Source organism: Clostridium sp. (assembly GCF_036646415.1).
Taxonomy (GTDB): Bacteria; Bacillota; Clostridia; order Clostridiales; family Clostridiaceae; genus Clostridium_J.
Window position 1 is genome coordinate 1 of the sequence record NZ_JAVXMF010000007.1, and the last position, 17,897, is coordinate 17,897.

15 protein-coding genes, 1 pseudogene and 1 riboswitch are annotated in these 17,897 nt (G+C 30.5%); of the genes and pseudogenes, 1 reads left to right on the plus strand and 15 read right to left on the minus strand.

What is annotated here, in order from left to right; all coding sequences use genetic code 11:
- From RSD37_RS06705 to RSD37_RS06760, 12 genes and pseudogenes are all read right to left on the minus strand, one after another.
- Positions 1–331, minus strand: a pseudogene (locus tag RSD37_RS06705) (lysine 2,3-aminomutase); the annotation flags it as partial.
- Between the two features lie 65 nt (positions 332–396).
- Positions 397–1,434: an L-erythro-3,5-diaminohexanoate dehydrogenase gene (locus RSD37_RS06710; RefSeq protein WP_346945943.1), complete on the minus strand. Its 1,038-nt coding sequence runs from the start codon at positions 1,432–1,434 to the stop codon at positions 397–399.
- Positions 1,435–1,493: 59 nt separating this feature from the next.
- Positions 1,494–2,318 carry a 3-keto-5-aminohexanoate cleavage protein gene (locus RSD37_RS06715; protein WP_346945944.1) on the minus strand — a complete coding sequence of 275 codons (825 nt, stop codon included), beginning with the start codon at positions 2,316–2,318 and terminating at the stop codon, positions 1,494–1,496.
- Between the two features lie 60 nt (positions 2,319–2,378).
- Entirely contained in the window at positions 2,379–2,759 is a 381-nt protein-coding gene (locus RSD37_RS06720; protein ID WP_346945945.1) for a hotdog domain-containing protein, read from the minus strand.
- 131 nt (positions 2,760–2,890) lie between these two features.
- Positions 2,891–3,060, minus strand: a riboswitch (Lysine riboswitch).
- A 152-nt stretch (positions 3,061–3,212) separates the two neighbouring features.
- Complete coding sequence (locus RSD37_RS06725) at positions 3,213–3,761, minus strand: hypothetical protein (protein ID WP_346945946.1); 549 nt, start codon at positions 3,759–3,761, stop codon at positions 3,213–3,215.
- Positions 3,762–3,791: 30 nt separating this feature from the next.
- A complete protein-coding gene (locus tag RSD37_RS06730; RefSeq protein ID WP_346945947.1) occupies positions 3,792–4,814 on the minus strand; it encodes a cell wall-binding repeat-containing protein in 1,023 nt (340 codons plus the stop codon).
- A gap of 162 nt (positions 4,815–4,976) precedes the next feature.
- Complete coding sequence (locus tag RSD37_RS06735) at positions 4,977–5,834, minus strand: formate/nitrite transporter family protein (protein ID WP_346945948.1); 858 nt, start codon at positions 5,832–5,834, stop codon at positions 4,977–4,979.
- A 134-nt stretch (positions 5,835–5,968) separates the two neighbouring features.
- Complete coding sequence (locus tag RSD37_RS06740; RefSeq protein ID WP_346945949.1) at positions 5,969–6,979, minus strand: hypothetical protein; 1,011 nt, start codon at positions 6,977–6,979, stop codon at positions 5,969–5,971.
- Between the two features lie 611 nt (positions 6,980–7,590).
- A complete protein-coding gene (locus RSD37_RS06745) occupies positions 7,591–9,618 on the minus strand; it encodes a urocanate hydratase (RefSeq protein ID WP_346945950.1) in 2,028 nt (675 codons plus the stop codon).
- A gap of 64 nt (positions 9,619–9,682) precedes the next feature.
- Positions 9,683–11,668: an aminopeptidase gene (locus RSD37_RS06750; RefSeq protein ID WP_346945951.1), complete on the minus strand. Its 1,986-nt coding sequence runs from the start codon at positions 11,666–11,668 to the stop codon at positions 9,683–9,685.
- A 243-nt stretch (positions 11,669–11,911) separates the two neighbouring features.
- A complete protein-coding gene (gene tsaD, locus RSD37_RS06755) occupies positions 11,912–12,934 on the minus strand; it encodes a tRNA (adenosine(37)-N6)-threonylcarbamoyltransferase complex transferase subunit TsaD (protein WP_346946066.1) in 1,023 nt (340 codons plus the stop codon).
- A gap of 425 nt (positions 12,935–13,359) precedes the next feature.
- Positions 13,360–13,752 (minus strand): hemerythrin family protein, encoded by a 393-nt coding sequence (locus RSD37_RS06760; protein WP_346945952.1) that lies wholly within the window; start codon positions 13,750–13,752, stop codon positions 13,360–13,362.
- A 268-nt stretch (positions 13,753–14,020) separates the two neighbouring features.
- Here RSD37_RS06760 and RSD37_RS06765 point away from each other — a divergent pair, with 268 nt between their 5' ends.
- Positions 14,021–14,701 carry a RusA family crossover junction endodeoxyribonuclease gene (locus RSD37_RS06765; RefSeq protein ID WP_346945953.1) on the plus strand — a complete coding sequence of 227 codons (681 nt, stop codon included), beginning with the start codon at positions 14,021–14,023 and terminating at the stop codon, positions 14,699–14,701.
- A 213-nt stretch (positions 14,702–14,914) separates the two neighbouring features.
- Here the strand turns inward: RSD37_RS06765 and RSD37_RS06770 are convergent, their stop codons facing one another.
- The 3 genes from RSD37_RS06770 to RSD37_RS06780 form a co-directional block, all read right to left on the minus strand.
- Positions 14,915–15,313 carry a hemerythrin domain-containing protein gene (locus RSD37_RS06770; protein ID WP_346945954.1) on the minus strand — a complete coding sequence of 133 codons (399 nt, stop codon included), beginning with the start codon at positions 15,311–15,313 and terminating at the stop codon, positions 14,915–14,917.
- An 802-nt stretch (positions 15,314–16,115) separates the two neighbouring features.
- A complete protein-coding gene (locus RSD37_RS06775; protein ID WP_346945955.1) occupies positions 16,116–16,955 on the minus strand; it encodes a class I SAM-dependent methyltransferase in 840 nt (279 codons plus the stop codon).
- A gap of 112 nt (positions 16,956–17,067) precedes the next feature.
- Positions 17,068–17,895: a GNAT family N-acetyltransferase gene (locus RSD37_RS06780; protein WP_346945956.1), complete on the minus strand. Its 828-nt coding sequence runs from the start codon at positions 17,893–17,895 to the stop codon at positions 17,068–17,070.
- Positions 17,896–17,897: the final 2 nt, after the last annotated feature.

Here is a 17,897-nt window from a genome sequence, read left to right on the forward strand (position 1 = left end):
GAGTTAATCCTGGTACTGGAGAATCTGTATCTTCGTGTAGTGGATCCTCTAAATCAGCAGCAGCTCTGTGAGCTTCAAGTCCAGTTGGTATAGCTTGTAATCTTACTGGATCATTGTCGTTGTTAGGATCGATTAAGCTTAGGTAGTATGGAGTTATAGCCATTCTTAAAGTCTCTAGGCACTTTTGTGCTCCTTCTTCTTCTTCAGCAGTTAATGGCATATACTTCTTTAAATCTTCTAAAGTTTCTATTCTGTTTTTAGTCTGCCAAGTCCAGTCGTTCCATTGCTCATCTGTTACATTTGGAAATAATTCTTTTCTACGATTAATCATTTTCAGGTCCCCCTTAAATTTCACATTTATATAATTTTGTAATTTTTGATATATATTGCTAGATATTAAACGTATAACTCTTGGAATATGTTCTTTAATGTTTCATTTTCTCTTAACTCTTCTAAAGTTATTTCAGCATGGCCTTTAGTGTATCCGTTTCCTACTATCATAGTAACGTCTTTACCAACACCCTCAGCTCCTAAAGCTGCTTTTGTAAAGCTTGTAGCCATTGAGAAGAAGTAAACTATACCATCATCTTTAACTGGTAATATAGTTGACATTTCAGTGTTTTGAACGTTAACTATGTTGATAGATACATCAACTTCCTCACCATTGTTGTTCTCTAAAGTTGTGTTCATTACGTCGATAGCTTTAGTAGCATCTCCGATAACTATTTTCATTCTTAAGTTTAATTGTCTTAATCTAGCTGCTTCTTCTTCGTTTCTAACTAAACCAATAACGTTTCCTGTTGGTCCAACTCTTTTAACTGCTTCGTAGCAACATAACATTCCTGATTTTCCAGCTGCTCCTAATAAAAGAACTGATTGTCCTGGTCTAACTAATTTAGCAACTTGAGCTGGAGCTCCTGCAACGTCTAATGCTGCTAGTGCTAAAGTTTCTTCCATATCTTCTGGTAATTTAGCATATAATCCGCTTTCGAATAATATAGCTTGACCTTTAATTTCTACTCTATCGATATCAGGTTTGATGTCGATTATTTCATCAATTTTAAGTGGAGTTAATGAAAGAGAAACTAGTGTAGATATTTTATCTCCAACTTTAAGATCAGTTTTTCCTTCTAATGCTGATCCTATTTTAGCTATTCTTCCGATAAGCATTCCGCCTGAACCAGTTACAGGGTTTTGCATTTTACCTTTTTCTGAAACGATTTCAAGTATTTTAGCTTTTATTTTTTCTACGTCATGTCCAGCTTCTTCTTCAATTTGTGTAAAGCTTGCTGAGTCAACGTTTAAAGCTTGAACGTCGATAAGTATTTCATTATCATATATATCCATATTGTTATCTATTTTTACTGCTGGTTGTGGTAATACTCCTAGTGGTGATATTACTCTGTGAGTTCCGTATTTACATCCTTTTTTCATAATTTACACGCTCCTTGTATATTCTTATTTATATTTTCCAAGACTTCGAACAATTATTCTTAAAGTCCTTTAAGTCCTAGTATTTCTCTTGCTTCTGCTGGTGTTGCTATTTCTCTTCCTAGTTCTTTAGCTATTCTTACAGCTTTTTCAACTAGTTGAGCATTTGTTTCAGCCATAACACCTTTAGAAAGATAAACGTTATCTTCGAATCCAACTCTTACATGTCCACCTTCGATCATTGACATTGCAGCTAATGGAAATTCATTTCTGCCAATTCCTGATACAGTGTATGTGCTTCCTGCTGGAATACTTTCTTTCATGAAAACAAAATCTCTCATGTTAGCGCTTATTCCACCGTTTACACCCATTACAAAGTTAAAATGCATTGGTGATTTTATAAAACCTTTTTTATTAAGTCTTATAGCCATATCTATCATTCCCTTATCGAAAACTTCGATTTCTGGCTTAACGTTTTTCTCTATCATTTTAGTTCCAAATTCTTTGATAGTGTTTTCTGTGTTTGTGAAAACCTCATCTCCACCAAAGTTACAAGTTCCACAATCTAGTGTTGCCATTTCTGGTGCTAGATCTACTGGTTGAAGTCTTTCTGCGTTGCTCATTCCTACTGCTCCACCAGTTGATGGTTGGATTATAACGTCTGGACATCTTCTTCTGATTTCTGCAATACATGCTTCGAATCTAGCTTTATCTTGAGTCGGTTTACCATCGTCTTCTCTAACGTGAAGATGTATTATACTCGCTCCAGCTTTGTAAGCCTTTTCAGATTCTTCACCAATTTCTGCTACAGTATAAGGTACACCAGAATTTTGCTCTTTAGTAACCTCTGCTCCACAGATAGCTGCTGCTATTATCAACTTTTCCATTTTAAACCCTCCTAACTCAGTTAAAAAATTAACAATAATTCTGCAATATTACTTGCATTATTATTTTCTCTTCTTATCCTTTGGTACTACACATGTTCCAGTAGCTCTACAAACTACTATTGGCTCTTCTAGTAAGTCACAAGCTGAATCGTTGATGTCAGGTCTTGGAACTATAACTTTTCTAGCTTCAAAAGTCATTTTTCTTGAAGTATTTCCAACGTTAGTGATTGTACCAACTGCTTCTATGTAGTCTCCAGCATATACTGGTGCTAAGAATTCAACGCTGTCATAAGCTTTGAATAAACCTTCATCTCCATCATTTAGGATAAGTAACTCTGTAGCAACATCCCCAAATAATTGTAACATTCTTGCTCCATCTACAAGGTTTCCACCATAGTGAGCGTCGTGTGAACTCATTCTTAATCTAATTAATGATTCCATTTTAAAATTCCTCCTCATAACTTGTTATTATGTAATAAATTTACTGTTAAAACAAAAGTGGCGCTGAAATATATTCAACACCACTAGCTTACTAAATAATACCTGCTATTAATGCAATGAATATACTTCATTACATAAATAGCTCACCATTAAACATGGCAGTGATAAAACTTTGTGTTTTATCCCCAAGCAATACATAATACCTATGTATCCTTTCGGCCCATAAATAATTCACTACAACATCGGAGGGTATCCCCTTATCATTTGAAGTTACCAATTTACAAGCGCCTCTACTTATGTTTCGTTTTTTAAACTTTATATTAATTCAATAAATTATTTATTATAGGATTATTATAAATCTAACCTTTTATAATTGCAATATGTTTTTTAAAATATTTTGATTTTTTTTAAGTTCTCCTATAAAAAACAAAAAACATTCTACATATTATTTAATTATTCCCCATTTTCTTTACCTGTAATAAACATAGAAACTGATTCTCCCATACTATTCCACAAGGATTTCATTGTAGGAAAAGAAGCTACCATCTTAACTATTGAACCTTTATATTCTTCTTCATTCCATTTATAGTTATGAGTTATACAGTTTCGTAAATATTTTCTAAAGAATAACTTGAGATTATTTTGAAAAATAATCTCCTTGTATTGATTATTTTTATTAATAAGAATTACACATATCTTTTTTTGCCTCCCTAAATTAACACTTAAGGCCAAAGAGTCTTTATTGTAATAGTTAAAATGGAAGGGATAGTATTTTTTATCTAAATTATCCTCAATACCTAATATTATATGACCTGAAATTATATTGTTACTTTTTACTATCGCTGCCTTAAATTCAAATTGGTTTTCATTTAATTCATAAATGAAATCTTTAAAATCGTCTTTTATAACAACAAGAGTTATATGCTTATTTTTAATTTGTTTTTCAATTAAGGCGGACACTCCTAGTGGCAATTTTACAATTGTATCTTCTATATATCCCACTACCCCATTCCTCCAAATATCTGCATTTATCTACTCTATGCTAATTACATTAAAAATTTCTTCATAATTAACGGATTCTATAATTTTGTCAACAATAGAATTACTAATTACGCCAGTTCCACCTAGCATCAATACTTCATTTGATTTCATACCTTTTAATTTTTCTAAGGTTACAGTATTGTAAGATCCTGACTCTTCTATAAGTACTATAGGTGATGAAGTTAATGCTGCAATTGGAGCTCCAACTAACCCATCCGGGAAATTTACTCCTGTAGCTATATATATTTTACTTAAATCAATGTTATCTTTGAATGCATTTAAAACATTCACGTTAGTTTCATATCTATTAATTCCGCCAATCCTCACTGGATTTTTATAATTATTCATATTAGCATTTGAAATTACTCCATATCCACCAATTACGTATGTTTTCGATATGGTATTGCTTTGAACAAAGGTTTTATTGTAGCTATCATAGTTGTCTCTTTCACTTAAAAGTATTGGCATACCAAGATTTGCAGCAACAGGTGCTATTGATAATGCATCTGAAAAACCCGCACTAGATGCAACCACAACGCCATTAGCTGTTCCTACTTTATTTGCAACTTTAACTGCAGTTTCATATCTACTTATACCACCTAATCTCTCCACAGAAATACCTTTACCTTTTAGTTGATTTTCAACACCTGAAGATACTACTCCAGTACCTCCAACTATAAAAGCTTTTGTTGGCTTTAATCTATTTATTTCAGTTAATACACTTGTTGGCAATGTGGTACTTTCAGTTAATAATATAGGAGCATTATACTTCTTTGCTAAAGGTGCCGCACTTAATGCATCCGGGTAATCACCACCACAAACTAGTACAATAGTTCCACTACCTTTTTTCCATCCATTCTTAGATACTTCAACACCAGTATCATACCTAGTTGTACCGCCTAACCTTGTCCTTACAGCATCCGCCTCAACATTATAATTATTTAAAAAGGATACTGCACCAAAAACACATAATGTAGAAATTGCAATACCTATAACCTTTATTCCCTTTTTCATAAAACCCTCCAAATTAATCTATAATTTATATATACTTCTATATTATATCATATAGACGCAATATTAAATATATTCTACAATTTAATATTGTTTTTTACATTTTCTATAAGTCTAAAAATAAAAAACCATGTTAAATTAAATACTTTAACATGGTTTTATGAATTATACTGACAATTTATCTCTCATTGAAATTATTTCTTTTTTTTCATTACATTTTCTATATATAAACCAATAAACTAATCCTATACAAAGAGCTCCACCAATAATATTTCCTATTGTTACCGGTAGTAACTCACTAAATATCCTACCAATATTTAAGTTGTCCAATTTTTCGGCAGATATATGTGAAGCTTCAACAAATGCTGGATTTGTTTTTGCAAGTAATCCAATTGTAAAATAATACATATTAGCTACACAGTGTTCAAATCCGCCTATAACAAATGCAAATACTGGGAAGAATCCCATAAAAATTTTACCAGTAACATCTTTAGATGCATAGGTACCCCATACACTTAAACAAACTATAATATTGCAAAGTATTCCACTTGCCAATGCTGGTCCAAATCCTATATTTGCTTTGGTAGCTGCTACTTTAATAGCATAGCCACCAACTGTTCCCGTCGATAAAAGTCCTGATTCAAAAACTAAAACTGCTACGAAAGCTGATCCTATAAAGTTTCCAACCCAAACTAATCCCCAATTTTTAAACATTTGTCCTGTTGTGATTTTTTTCTGAGCCCAAGCTATACTAAGTAGTGAGTTTCCTGTAAATAACTCCGCCCCACAAATTAATACTAATATTAGCCCTACCGGAAATACTATTCCAGCTACAAATTTTTGTAATCCTGGATCACCAATTCCATGTGATGCAACGGATGATGTATATGCACCTAAAGCTATAAATACCCCGGCTAAAATTCCTAAAACTAAAGTTTGTATACTTTTATTGTTTGCTTTTTTTACTCCAACTTGTTCTACGTATGTCGTAATCTCATCAGGTGAAAGCATTTTTTTATCCATTTAAGGTTTCCTCCCCATATTTTATATGTGAACAATATTTTTATATGTGAACATTTTGTTTCCACGGATTATTATATTGAAGGAACTATGAACTGTCAACGACTTAAGTATAGGGTATATTTCCCTTCACTCCACTATCTTGTAAACCAAGTTATATTGTAGATTCCAAGTTCTTGCCATGATAAGTTTTCCCTTATATTTTCGTCCTTAAAAGTATTCTTTAAAAGACCTTTAAGTGTTAATGAATTGTTAATTAATTTTTCATTCAATTCACTATCATCTTTTATAAACTTATTATCCTCTACTATATACACTCCATCATTACCAGCCAATAGTAATCTCTTCCCTTGATAAACTATATTCCCAGTTATTTCATAAGGCTTTATAACTTGTGAAATACCCTGTAATTCTTTATCATTAATTTTCCCAGTATACAAATACTCACTTTGTTCCCCTTTTTCCCTATCATAATTAAATGTTATAAACCCAATCTCTTTCTTGTCTGGTGAAACTTTACCTCTTAGAAGTACCTCACCTTTAGTTTCTAAAGTATATATTTTTGCTTCATTAATAAATATAGAAGTTATACCTTGTTTATTTACTCCATAAACCAAGGTTTTTCCATTATCTAAAACATCAATTAAAATTCCTTGGCAGGTATTTAGAATTTCAAATTTTTCTAGCCCATAAATTAAATATCTTGTTGTAGTTGGATTTACATATAACTCTACAATTATATTATTATCCATCCATGATATATTAGATATTTGGTCATTCCCTATATCTTCGACCTCTAAAGTTCTATATTCCTCAGTATCCATACTATATATAATTATCTTATTTTTTTCATCCATATACTTAAATGCAACATTTCTCCAGTCATTACTAAGCGCTGCAAATTCCTTGAATCTCGTTAAATCTCCAATACCCTCCAAGTACATTTCATCTTCATCAAAAATATATATATTATTGTTTTTTTCTATAAGTGCACTAGTGTAATCATTGTTAATACTTTCCTCATTATTAGCTTTGTTTTTCCCTATAAAGCTACATCCAGATAAAATAAACACAAAGAGAATTAGTGTGATTAATATTATATATGACATTTTTCTAGTTTCTTTTATTTTGTTCTTTTTAAATCCCATCACTATTCCTCCTGCTCTTTACTTTCGATATGCCTTATACATTATACTACTTGAAAATCCTCTATTCAATATAATAACTAAGTGTACATAGATTATTTTTATGTTACTTTTTATTTAAATATCTATGGATTAAAATCTTTAACTATCACGTAATAACTACATATGCTTTTCACTTTTTGAATAAGCTTTGTTTCTTCAACAATGTTTACGATTTCAAAATTTTACTTATCTATTAAAAGTGCATACATAAAAATATACGAATCAAAATATCACTTAGAACTTAACTATAATAATAATTCTATAAATTTTATTTATATTTACTTTATTCATAATTCACCACCTTATAAAGTAAATTAGCACTACTTTTTCTTTAAATTCACTAGACTTCAAGACTCAATGCTAATATGAAAATTCATGTATTAATTTTTTCATAACTGTATATCTATTATAAAATTATCCTTTCATGGAAAAACCGAGTGAACAGCGTTTCATAAAAACCAACTATTCCCTCGGCTAAATTGTTTCACTAATACAATATTTATATTACTGATAACTTCATAATCTTTCACTTATGTTATATTGTTGACTCTGTATTCCACCATATTATATATTTATTTGTTTAAAGCATTATTCACAACAGATTTTACTAATTGTTCATTTGGTATATAAGGAAGAGTTATATGGTCTGTTCCTTGATTTTTATCATTATATTCCATACTAGTTTCAATAGAGTGTGGGTTTCTTGCCCAAGCTCTTCTTGCAACTCCCCCCATAACATCCCATGCCATAGATGATCTTATTATATTATCAACTCTTTCACTACCATCAAGAACTAGTCCGAAACCTCCATTGATTGATTTACCGGTTCCAACTCCTCCCCCATTATGAAGAGCAATAAGACTCATTCCTCTAGCTGCATTTCCCGCAAAGCATTGAATTGCCATTTCAGCCATCATATTACTTCCATCTTTTATATTAGAAGTTTCTCTGAATGGAGAATCTGTACCACTTACATCATGGTGATCTCTTCCTAGCATTATTGGTCCAACTTCACCATTTCTTACTAATTCATTAAATTTAAGTGCTATATCCATACGCCCCTGTGCATCTTGATATAGAATTCTTGCTTCTGTCCCAACAACTAATTGATTTTTCTCTGCATCTTTAATCCATATATAGTTATCTCTATCTTGACCTCTTCTATTTGGATCGATACAATCCATAGCTGCTTTATCAGTTTTTATTAAATCTTCATGATTATGACTTAAACAAACCCATCTAAATGGTCCATATCCATAGTCAAACAGCATTGGTCCCATGATATCTTCAACATATGAAGGATATATGAATCCATCTTTTTCATCTGTTCCATTTTTAGCTATATCTTTAGCTCCTGCATCATATATAGCCTTCATGAAGGAGTTACCATAATCAAAGAAATAAACTCCTTTGGCAACTAGTTTTTTTATAATTTCATAATGCTTAATTAATGTCATGTCTACAAGTTCTTTAAACTTAGCTCTATCTTCTTTTAAAAGTCTTGTTCTCTCTTCAAAAGAAATTCCAACTGGAGCATACCCACCATCATAGGCAGCATGACAAGAAGTTTGGTCTGATAATAAATCTATTTTGATATCATTTTCTAAGATGTACTGAAGTAAGTCTACAATGTTACCATGATATGCTATAGATATAGTCTCATTATTCTTAGCTTTTTCCTGTGCAACTCTTACAACTTCAGCTAAATCGCTAGATGCCATAGACACCCAACCTTGATCAAGTCTTGTTTGTATTCTTGAATAATCAACCTCTGCTACTATTCCTACCCCTTTAGCAATTTCAACAGCCTTAGGTTGAGCTCCACTCATTCCACCAAGTCCTGAAGTTACAAATATTTTACCTCTTAAATCTCCATCCTCAGCAACACCAAGTTTTAATCTTCCTGCATTAACTAGTGTATTAAAGGTTCCGTGAACTATTCCTTGTGGTCCTATATACATCCAACCACCTGCAGTCATTTGGCCATAGTTAGCTACTCCAAGTTGAGTTGCTAAATGGAAATCATCAGGGTTATCAAACATACCAATCATAAGTCCATTAGTAGTTATTACTCTTGGAGCAGTTTTAGAACTTCTAAATAATCCAAGAGGATGTCCACTCTCCATAACAAGAGTTTGCTCATCAGTCATATTTTCTAGATACTTTTTCATTAATTTATATTGCATCCAGTTTTGACATACCTGTCCTGTTTCACCATAGGTAACAAGTTCATAAGGATATAATGCAACATCAAAATCTAAGTTATTATCTATCATAACTTGGAAAGCCTTACCTTCTAAACACTTTCCTTTGTACTCATCAATTGATTTTCCACTTAATTTCCCCTCTGGTCTAAATCTATATCCATAAATTCTTCCCCTAGTTATAAGCTCTTCCATAAATTCAGGTGCAACAGCCTCATGAAGCTCCTCTGGAATATATCTTAGTGCATTTTTCAGAGCAAGTTCTGTTTGTGCTGGTGTTAAACTAAACCCTCTATCTGGAGCTCTTCTAATTCCTTCTTGAAATTTAGGCACTTCGGGTAACTTGTCATCTAGCTTTATTACCATCTTATTTTTAATATCAATGTTATTAATCATAAATTTCACCCCATCTATTATATTTATCTTCATGGTTTTATTTTAAAAGTAACTTGATACTCTACTATACTTCCTCATTAAAAGGTTCATTTAATTCCTCAGTACCTGCTAAGATAAATCTTCCATCCTTTATTACTTCAATAACTTCACCTGATTCAGTAATAGCATTTATAAATGCTAACTTATCATAAGGAATTGTTATATCTGTATGACATTGAGTATAAGCATTTTCTATATCAGTTTTTCTTAAAATAGATTTTTCATTATCCTTAGCAATGATTTCTTTACCATCAAATGGATTGTATACTCTTTCATCTTCACTATAAGAGAAACAAGTATCTCCCACTGCAAAATGTGGTCCCATTTTTTCGCCAATAAGAATTGGAAGAATATCAACTATTCCATGCTTTTGTGCTATTACATAAGCAAGAGTATTTGTACCTATTGCGAACTCTCCAAGAGGTAAAGTCTTGTTCGGGAATAATAAATTTTCTTCTATATACTTTTTATTTTTCTCTTTATCATCAAAGTTAGAACAGTTATATTTTTCTATAAATCCATTCTTAAATAAAAGTTCTAAGTTAACATACTTAAGTCCATCTAAGAATATTTCTTCTAAATGAAGAAGTCCATTAGTATCCTTTAGCACTGGGGAAGTAAATACTTCTCCTACTGGAATATTAACTGTAGCAACACAATTTTCAAAGTTAGTCTCTTTTTCAGGATCCTTAAGTTCATGCATTCTAACCTTTATATCAGTTTTATTGCCATTATACCCCTTAACATGAATAAATTCACCCTTATCTAGAGCCTGAATTATACTATTTTGAATTCTTTCCCATCTATCAGAATCTAGAGTATTAATTTTCATAGTATCCGCAAATATCTCTTCAAATTTTTCTCCAATCTCTGGTGTAGGGAAGGCTATTATTGTAAAAGTATTCTCTTTAGACGGCATATAAGTATCTTGAATATTTCTAAGTCTTACTGTAGCGTTCTGATATATCTTGCTTTGCTCTTCACTTAATTTTAAAGCTGTACTCTTGCTTTCCGGTGCAAATGGAACCTCTCCAAAGCTATCAAAATATGCTCCACCAGAGTATTTAGATAAAGCTTCCTTATACTTATCAAAAATGGCTACATACTTTTCTTCTTTAATCTCAGCCATTTTCTTATCAAATACTAATGCATTATCAAATCTGTGATCATATATAAATTGTTTGTTTGCCTCAGTAGATTCTACAATAGTAAGGACGGTAGTTAAGTTATACTTTCCAAACTCCTTCATTACTTCCTTCATAATAGCTTCTTGTCCAACTAAATATAATACTCTCACTGTAGATTTAATAGTATAATCCTTCTTCTCTCTTATAAAGCTATCCATATATCCTTTAACCATGGTATATGCAATTTTATTTACTTCATTATAAGTTGATAAGAATTTAGCTGTTTTAATTTCATTATCCGTAATATATTTTCCATATTTAAATAAATATCTTAAATCTTCAACACTAGCTTCTTCAACTATAGATTTATAAAGGCTCTCTGTATTTACAGACCAACCCTTTATTTTGTCTTCACCTTCAACATCTATCATTGAAACTTCAAAATTTCTTATTATATTAATTATTCCAGCTTTATCCTTATAATTTTTCACCACATGAACATATACTCCAACAAGTAATTCTATTAACTTGTCTATTTTCTTTGTTTTATGCTCATAAACTAAAGCTATAACTTCATTTAATCTATTATATAGATATGTAGCTACTTGTCCGAATTCTTTTCCTAGCTCCCCAACTGCATAATCTGGATTTCCATAACTAGTTCTATAATTTTCCCCTATTATATCACTATAGATTTTATGATTTTCTTCTAATAATTCCTCGAAACTCTTTCCTTTAAAATATTCATCATTTAATTGCTTCTCTAAGCAACATAAATCATATATTTTTTTCCCCATTATCTTAAAGAAAACTAACTCTTTTTTATTATTATCATTAATTAAAGATAGTTCTTTAATCATATTTAAATTATTAATTTTACCCATCCCTATATCACCCCTTCAATAAATATCCATAATAAAACCGTATCATATTCAGAAAATTAATACAATAGTTTGAGGTATTTTTATCACTAGGTTAAAGTGATAAAATAGTGAATTTAACATTACTTCGTCGAATATTGTATCCAATATTAACAAAAGTCCTCTAAGGAAATTTTCCTAGAGGACTTTTACTTCAATTTATATTTTACCCTATATTTTAATAACCTATTAAAATTGGCATGAATATTATCTTTGCCCCAGTTTTAAATTTGGCACTGCATTTAAAGTTAAGTCTGCAATTCTTCCCGCTTTATATTCATAATAGGCAGCACTTCCTATCATAGCAGCATTATCTGTACAAAGAATAGGTGCTGGAAATAGTACTCTTATTCCTTCCTTTTCTCCTCTTTCAGTAAGCTTTGCTCTAAGATAAGAGTTTGAGGCAACTCCACCAGATATAGCTATTTTATCTACCTGCTTTTCCTTACAGGCCTTCATAGCATTGTCTATAAGTACATCTACCACAGCTTTTTGGAAGGAAGCTGCCACATCCGCTTGATTGTAACTTTCACCCTTCATTTGAAGAGAGTTTAGATAGTTAAGCACCGCTGATTTTACTCCACTAAAGGAGAAATCTAAGGTTTTATCATGGAAGTTTGCTCTTGGGAATTTAATAGCATCTTCATTACCTTCCTTAGCGATCTTATCAATTTTAGGTCCACCTGGATATCCAAGCCCTATAGCTCTAGCCACCTTATCATAAGCTTCTCCTGCTGCATCATCTCTAGTTTCTCCTAGAACTTCAAAGGTACCATAATCCTTCATATGTACAATAAAAGTATGACCTCCAGATACTACAAGAGTTACAAAAGGTGGTTCTAACTCCTTATACTGAATAAAGTTTGCACTTATGTGCCCTTCTATATGGTTAACTCCTATTAAAGGAATATTAAGCCCATAAGCTAGAGACTTTGCATATTGAAGTCCTACAAGTAAAGCTCCCACAAGTCCAGGGCCATAGGTAACTCCTACTGCATCTATATCTTTAAAAGTCATATTAGCTTCTCTAAGAGCTTCTTCAACCACTGCAGCAATAGCTTCTATATGCATTCTTGAAGCCACCTCTGGCACAACTCCACCGAACTTTTTATGTATATCAATTTGAGAAGCTATAACATTAGATAAAACTTCTCTACCATTTACAACTATTGATGCTGCAGTCTCATCACAACTTGACTCTATAGCAAGTATTTTAAAATTCTCTTTCATTTCCTTTGCTTCTTTCACACTCTTCACCTACTTAAAATAATTTATTAACTATGTAAATCTTAATTTACTTTGTATATAATATTTTATTATACATTTAACTCAAATTCACAATATGATTCTTATCCAATAGCTATCTACCTCAACACTCCCATCTTATATTAAATTGGGAGTTTATCCACATATTTAAATAATATATCCACACATTCAGATAGTTATATCAACAAATGTTATTACTTCATATTATTCTATCATTATTTAAGCTTTAATTACATATTTTCTATCTTAAATTATACTGTCACATTAAAAATTATTATAATTCCTAGTAAAATTGTGCTCTAACGTAAATTTAACTATAATTATTCAACATCCTTATTTAGTAAAACCAAAATGACACAACCATATTAAGATTGTGTCATTCTTCATTTTTAATTTAAAGCTATTAATTTATCTTTTGTTAAGATATGATCAGTGATCCAGTTTACTATAAATTCTAATGCTGATATTATGTATTTATCTTGATTCTCATCAATAATATTTAAATCAATATCGTTTATCTTTTTAATAAACTCATCATGCTCCACTTTTTGAGATAAAAACTTTCTATAACTAATACTCAACATATATTCTTCCTCTGATTTAAAATGATATATTGTATAGTCTTTTAGCTCTTCTAATATTTCTACAATCTTATCATATTTGTCAATACAAAATTCATTTTCTAAAAGTGCATAAGCCCTATTTGTTATTTCAAATAACTTTTTATGCTGTTCATCAATTTTGTCAACTCCGATATTATACTCATCTTTCCATTTTATCATCTAACATTTCCCCCTTATATATCTGTTGGTAACTTTTAAGAATAACTTAGCCACCAAAGATTCTATCTTTAAAATTATACTGAAATTTGCGTGGACAATCAACTAGGTATTAACTTTTTTAGTATATAGTTAATACTTTATATTCACCTCAAACATAAGTTCCTATGGTATAATATTTAGTATGAAATATACCTATTAAAAATACATTTTTCAAGGATATAGGTATTTAATATTTATTGAAATCATTATTAAAGAAAGAGGATAAAATATGAATAATGTTAGTTATGCTAAGGTTGTAGTAAAGGGTTCTCCCATTTCTAAATCCAACTTTAAGCTTTTTAATAGTAGTAAAAGAGCAATACTTCCCTATAACTCTGGAAAGTATCATGATAGATATGCATTATATGAAGAAGAAATTGCCTATGAATGTATGATTCAAAATCCAAGTATCACCTTAACAGAAGCTCTGATTGCTGTACTTAAGGTTTATTATAAAAGTGAAAAACGTCATCCAGATACAAATAACATAACCAAAAGCATTCTAGATGGAGTTGAAAAAAGTGGACTTATAATTAATGATGCCCAAGTTAGAAGGCTTATTATTGAAGAGTTCTATGACAAAGAAAATCCTCGGTTTGAGCTAGAACTATACGGAGAAAGCACTTATTCTATGGATTATAAAATCATTAAGCTGGAAGAAACGCAGCCTGTTATAGATTATGAACCTCCAAGTAATAAGAAGAATAAAGCTATAAATTCTTTAGAGGAAATAGTATCTAATAAATGTCTTTCTTCTAAAACTTCAATAGCAGACACACAAATTTCAAAAACTCATCACTCCAAGCAAGTCTGTGAGATCTGTAATAAGGCTGTAGATGATAATAATATAATGTCCTGTAATAAAGGAAAAAGTTTAATATGTAAGAGTTGCTTTAAGAAGTTATTCTAAATTTTAACTTCAAATTCATAATGCACTTAGTGGCCTATGTTAGTCATTAACTATAGTAAATATCTAAATTATAAGCCTAGATCACTAATTAAAATTAAGTGTACCCTAGGCTTCTATAATAAAATTACTAACCACCTACTCTTGTGAACTGCCCCCTGTCAAGTAGACAAGGAGCAGCTCAGTTTAAAAGTGTAGGTGGTTATCTTATTTAAATTATATTAATTTATAAAGTTCATTTTCTTCTCTTTTCATTCTTTCTTCTATACTACCTAAAATTGCTTTTGTTTCTACTACTACGTAATTTTTATTAGTTTTAATTTTATTTGTAGTATTAAATTTCTCTTTATAACTAGTAAATTTTACTAACATTCCACCCATTTCATCTATATACTTTTGGCTTATATCCTTTGTTTTTTCATCCTTTAGTAAATTAGGATATAAAAATTTATCTTCACTATTTAAATGAATTTGTAATTTTCCAGCAAGCTTGTTTATATTAATTGCTAGTTCTGAAGAACACTCTTCAATTTCATTTTGATTTATAATTTCATAGATTTTTTCAATTACCTCTTCTATATCTTTATGTTGTCTCTGATAATTATTTAAATTCATATTTATTTCTCCTTATACTTTATACACTATTAAACATTTAAATTATTCCACCAAATGCTATATGTATATCACTTATTCGATTAACTTACTATTTAAATTATATTATAAAAGGTTAATATTGGATGTAACATCCGTTACACACCATAGAATTATTTGATAAATAATTCACCTTACCATAATATATATTTATATCAAAAATTGTAATATTAATAAAAATAATCTAGTATGATAAGATTTAAGAAAACGATGTTGCAACTAAATACCTTGATAACTATATGTATAACGCTTTAGCATTGGCTTTTGCCATAGTCAGCTTTGTACTCTACTACCGGAATAAAGCGAATAAGCTAAGCAGCTTTTTGTATGCATTACCAGTAAGCGGATTAGTTGCGGAAACAATCGGTGTAAGTATATATTTGTATAATAACCATACTTTTTTGTTTCAACTGATTTTTGATTTCTTGAGTCTGATAATATTAGGCTGTTGGTTCTATAAAAAAGCAAATAATAAATTGATTTATATAATGACCATTGTCGTTGTATCTTCAATAGGCTATTTTCTGGTTTACCGATAAATGTTTTACATATTGCATAAAGGGTCAAGTTCCAATTTGTCGTTATGATATTATGAGCATAATTTGTAGTTATTTATGATACAATCTTCTCAAAATACAAATCAAGGGAACTTTTTACAAGTTCCCTTTAAAAATAATACATTATCAACACTATTCTTTAACTAAGTCATTATTTTTAATTCGCTTACGTAAAATATAAATTATTATAAATGAAAGCCATTCTCTTCCTATAACTTAATGCCTCTAGCTAGTAAAAACTCACCATTATCAACTAAAGTTCTTTTACAATATGCATCCATCTCTAACTTAAGTAATGTGTCCCAAGCTACATTATCTTTTTCTATATCATTAACAGCCTTTCTAAATCCACTGGATACACAAGGACTTCCCCCCAATGTAATATCCCCTACTCCACATTTCTTTAATATAGCTTCCAACTCTTCTCCATCAAAGAAGTGTCTTGCAGGATGTGACACCATCTCATGTTTTGGTAAATCGCCAGTTTCAACAACCTGTGGAATATACCAATAGTCCGGTCTTCCAAAGAATGATACATAATCAAAATCTTCTCTACCTAGTTGAGTTCTTATTACACCCCATTTACTATTTACACTAATTAAGATTTCTCCACCAGTTTTAGTAACTCTAACTAACTCTTTTATTGCTCTCTCAGTATTCTCTAAAAGATAGTTTAAAGGTGCTCCATAACAAATAACCGTATCAAAGCTATGGTCCTCAAACATTGATAAATCCGCTAAATCTCCATTTATAATTCCATCTACATAAGCTGATAAATTTTCTTCATTTAATTTATTCTCTGCAATACTTAATTGTTCCTTAGATATATCAAATAAAGTAACCCTACTCTCTGCTTTAGCAACTTCTATACTAAACCTACCTGCACCACAACCAGCATCTAGGACTTTCTTACCCTTACCTATATACTTTTCAAGAAAATGCATATGTAAATAATAATTAATTCTATCATAAGGTGATAAATCTAGCCTTTGCCATTCCTTCACACCATAGTTATCATAAAACTTACTAATTTCACTTGGATTATACATTAATATTCCCCCACGTTTTTCTTAAAATTTTTACTAAAGTTATTCTATTTTCTTCCCTATCCATAACTACTTAAAGTGAGATTTTCTTTTTTGACTTTTACATTCTCAATACTTAAAGACTTATTCCTGGAAACATTAAGTTTTTTTCTACTTCTTGATAGCCAAAAGATTTATAAAGTTTTACTGCAGGTTTGTTTAATTCCCATACCTCAAGTTTTGTTTTGTTTAATCCATTTACTAAGAAATAATTAAATATATAATTAAGTATAATTTTTGATATTCCTTTTCCACGTACTTCTGGTAGAACATATATGGTTTCAATATAGCCAACACCATCATTTTGAAAAATTGTACAACCACCACATCTTTTGCCATGAATTAAAAAATATAAGCTCTTAAAACACTTTTCCTTACTTTGTTCTATAAGACCATCTGTATCTAATGGTGATATAAAGATTTCATCATACATCTGTCTATATTCAATAAGTTCTTCTTCCACTTCTGAATTCATCTGAACTACTTCAATTTCTTCAGGAAGTGCATATTTAAAATCTTCATTAATATTTGCTTCCATAATAATGCTGTACTCTTCCTCTAAACCATTTCTAATATAAAAATCCATGTTATCCATGTTATATTCAAATCCAGAGTATATTCTTGTCTTTAAATCTGGTCTTTCCATGCGAATCTCTTTAGCTCTAAAAAAGACTTTATCAAATAAATCTTGTTTAACTTTATCCCTTAATAGTTCGTCCATATTTGCTTCTATATTAATATCTATAAAGATAAGGTGTGGTATTTCATCTATCTGATGTTGATTGCTATTTGGATATACATAGGAACTACCCAAATAGCATCCATCATTACTTATTGCTAAAAAAATATTATTTTTACTATTACCATACTGATCTTCCGTTGGATTTTTTATTTCAATACTCATAT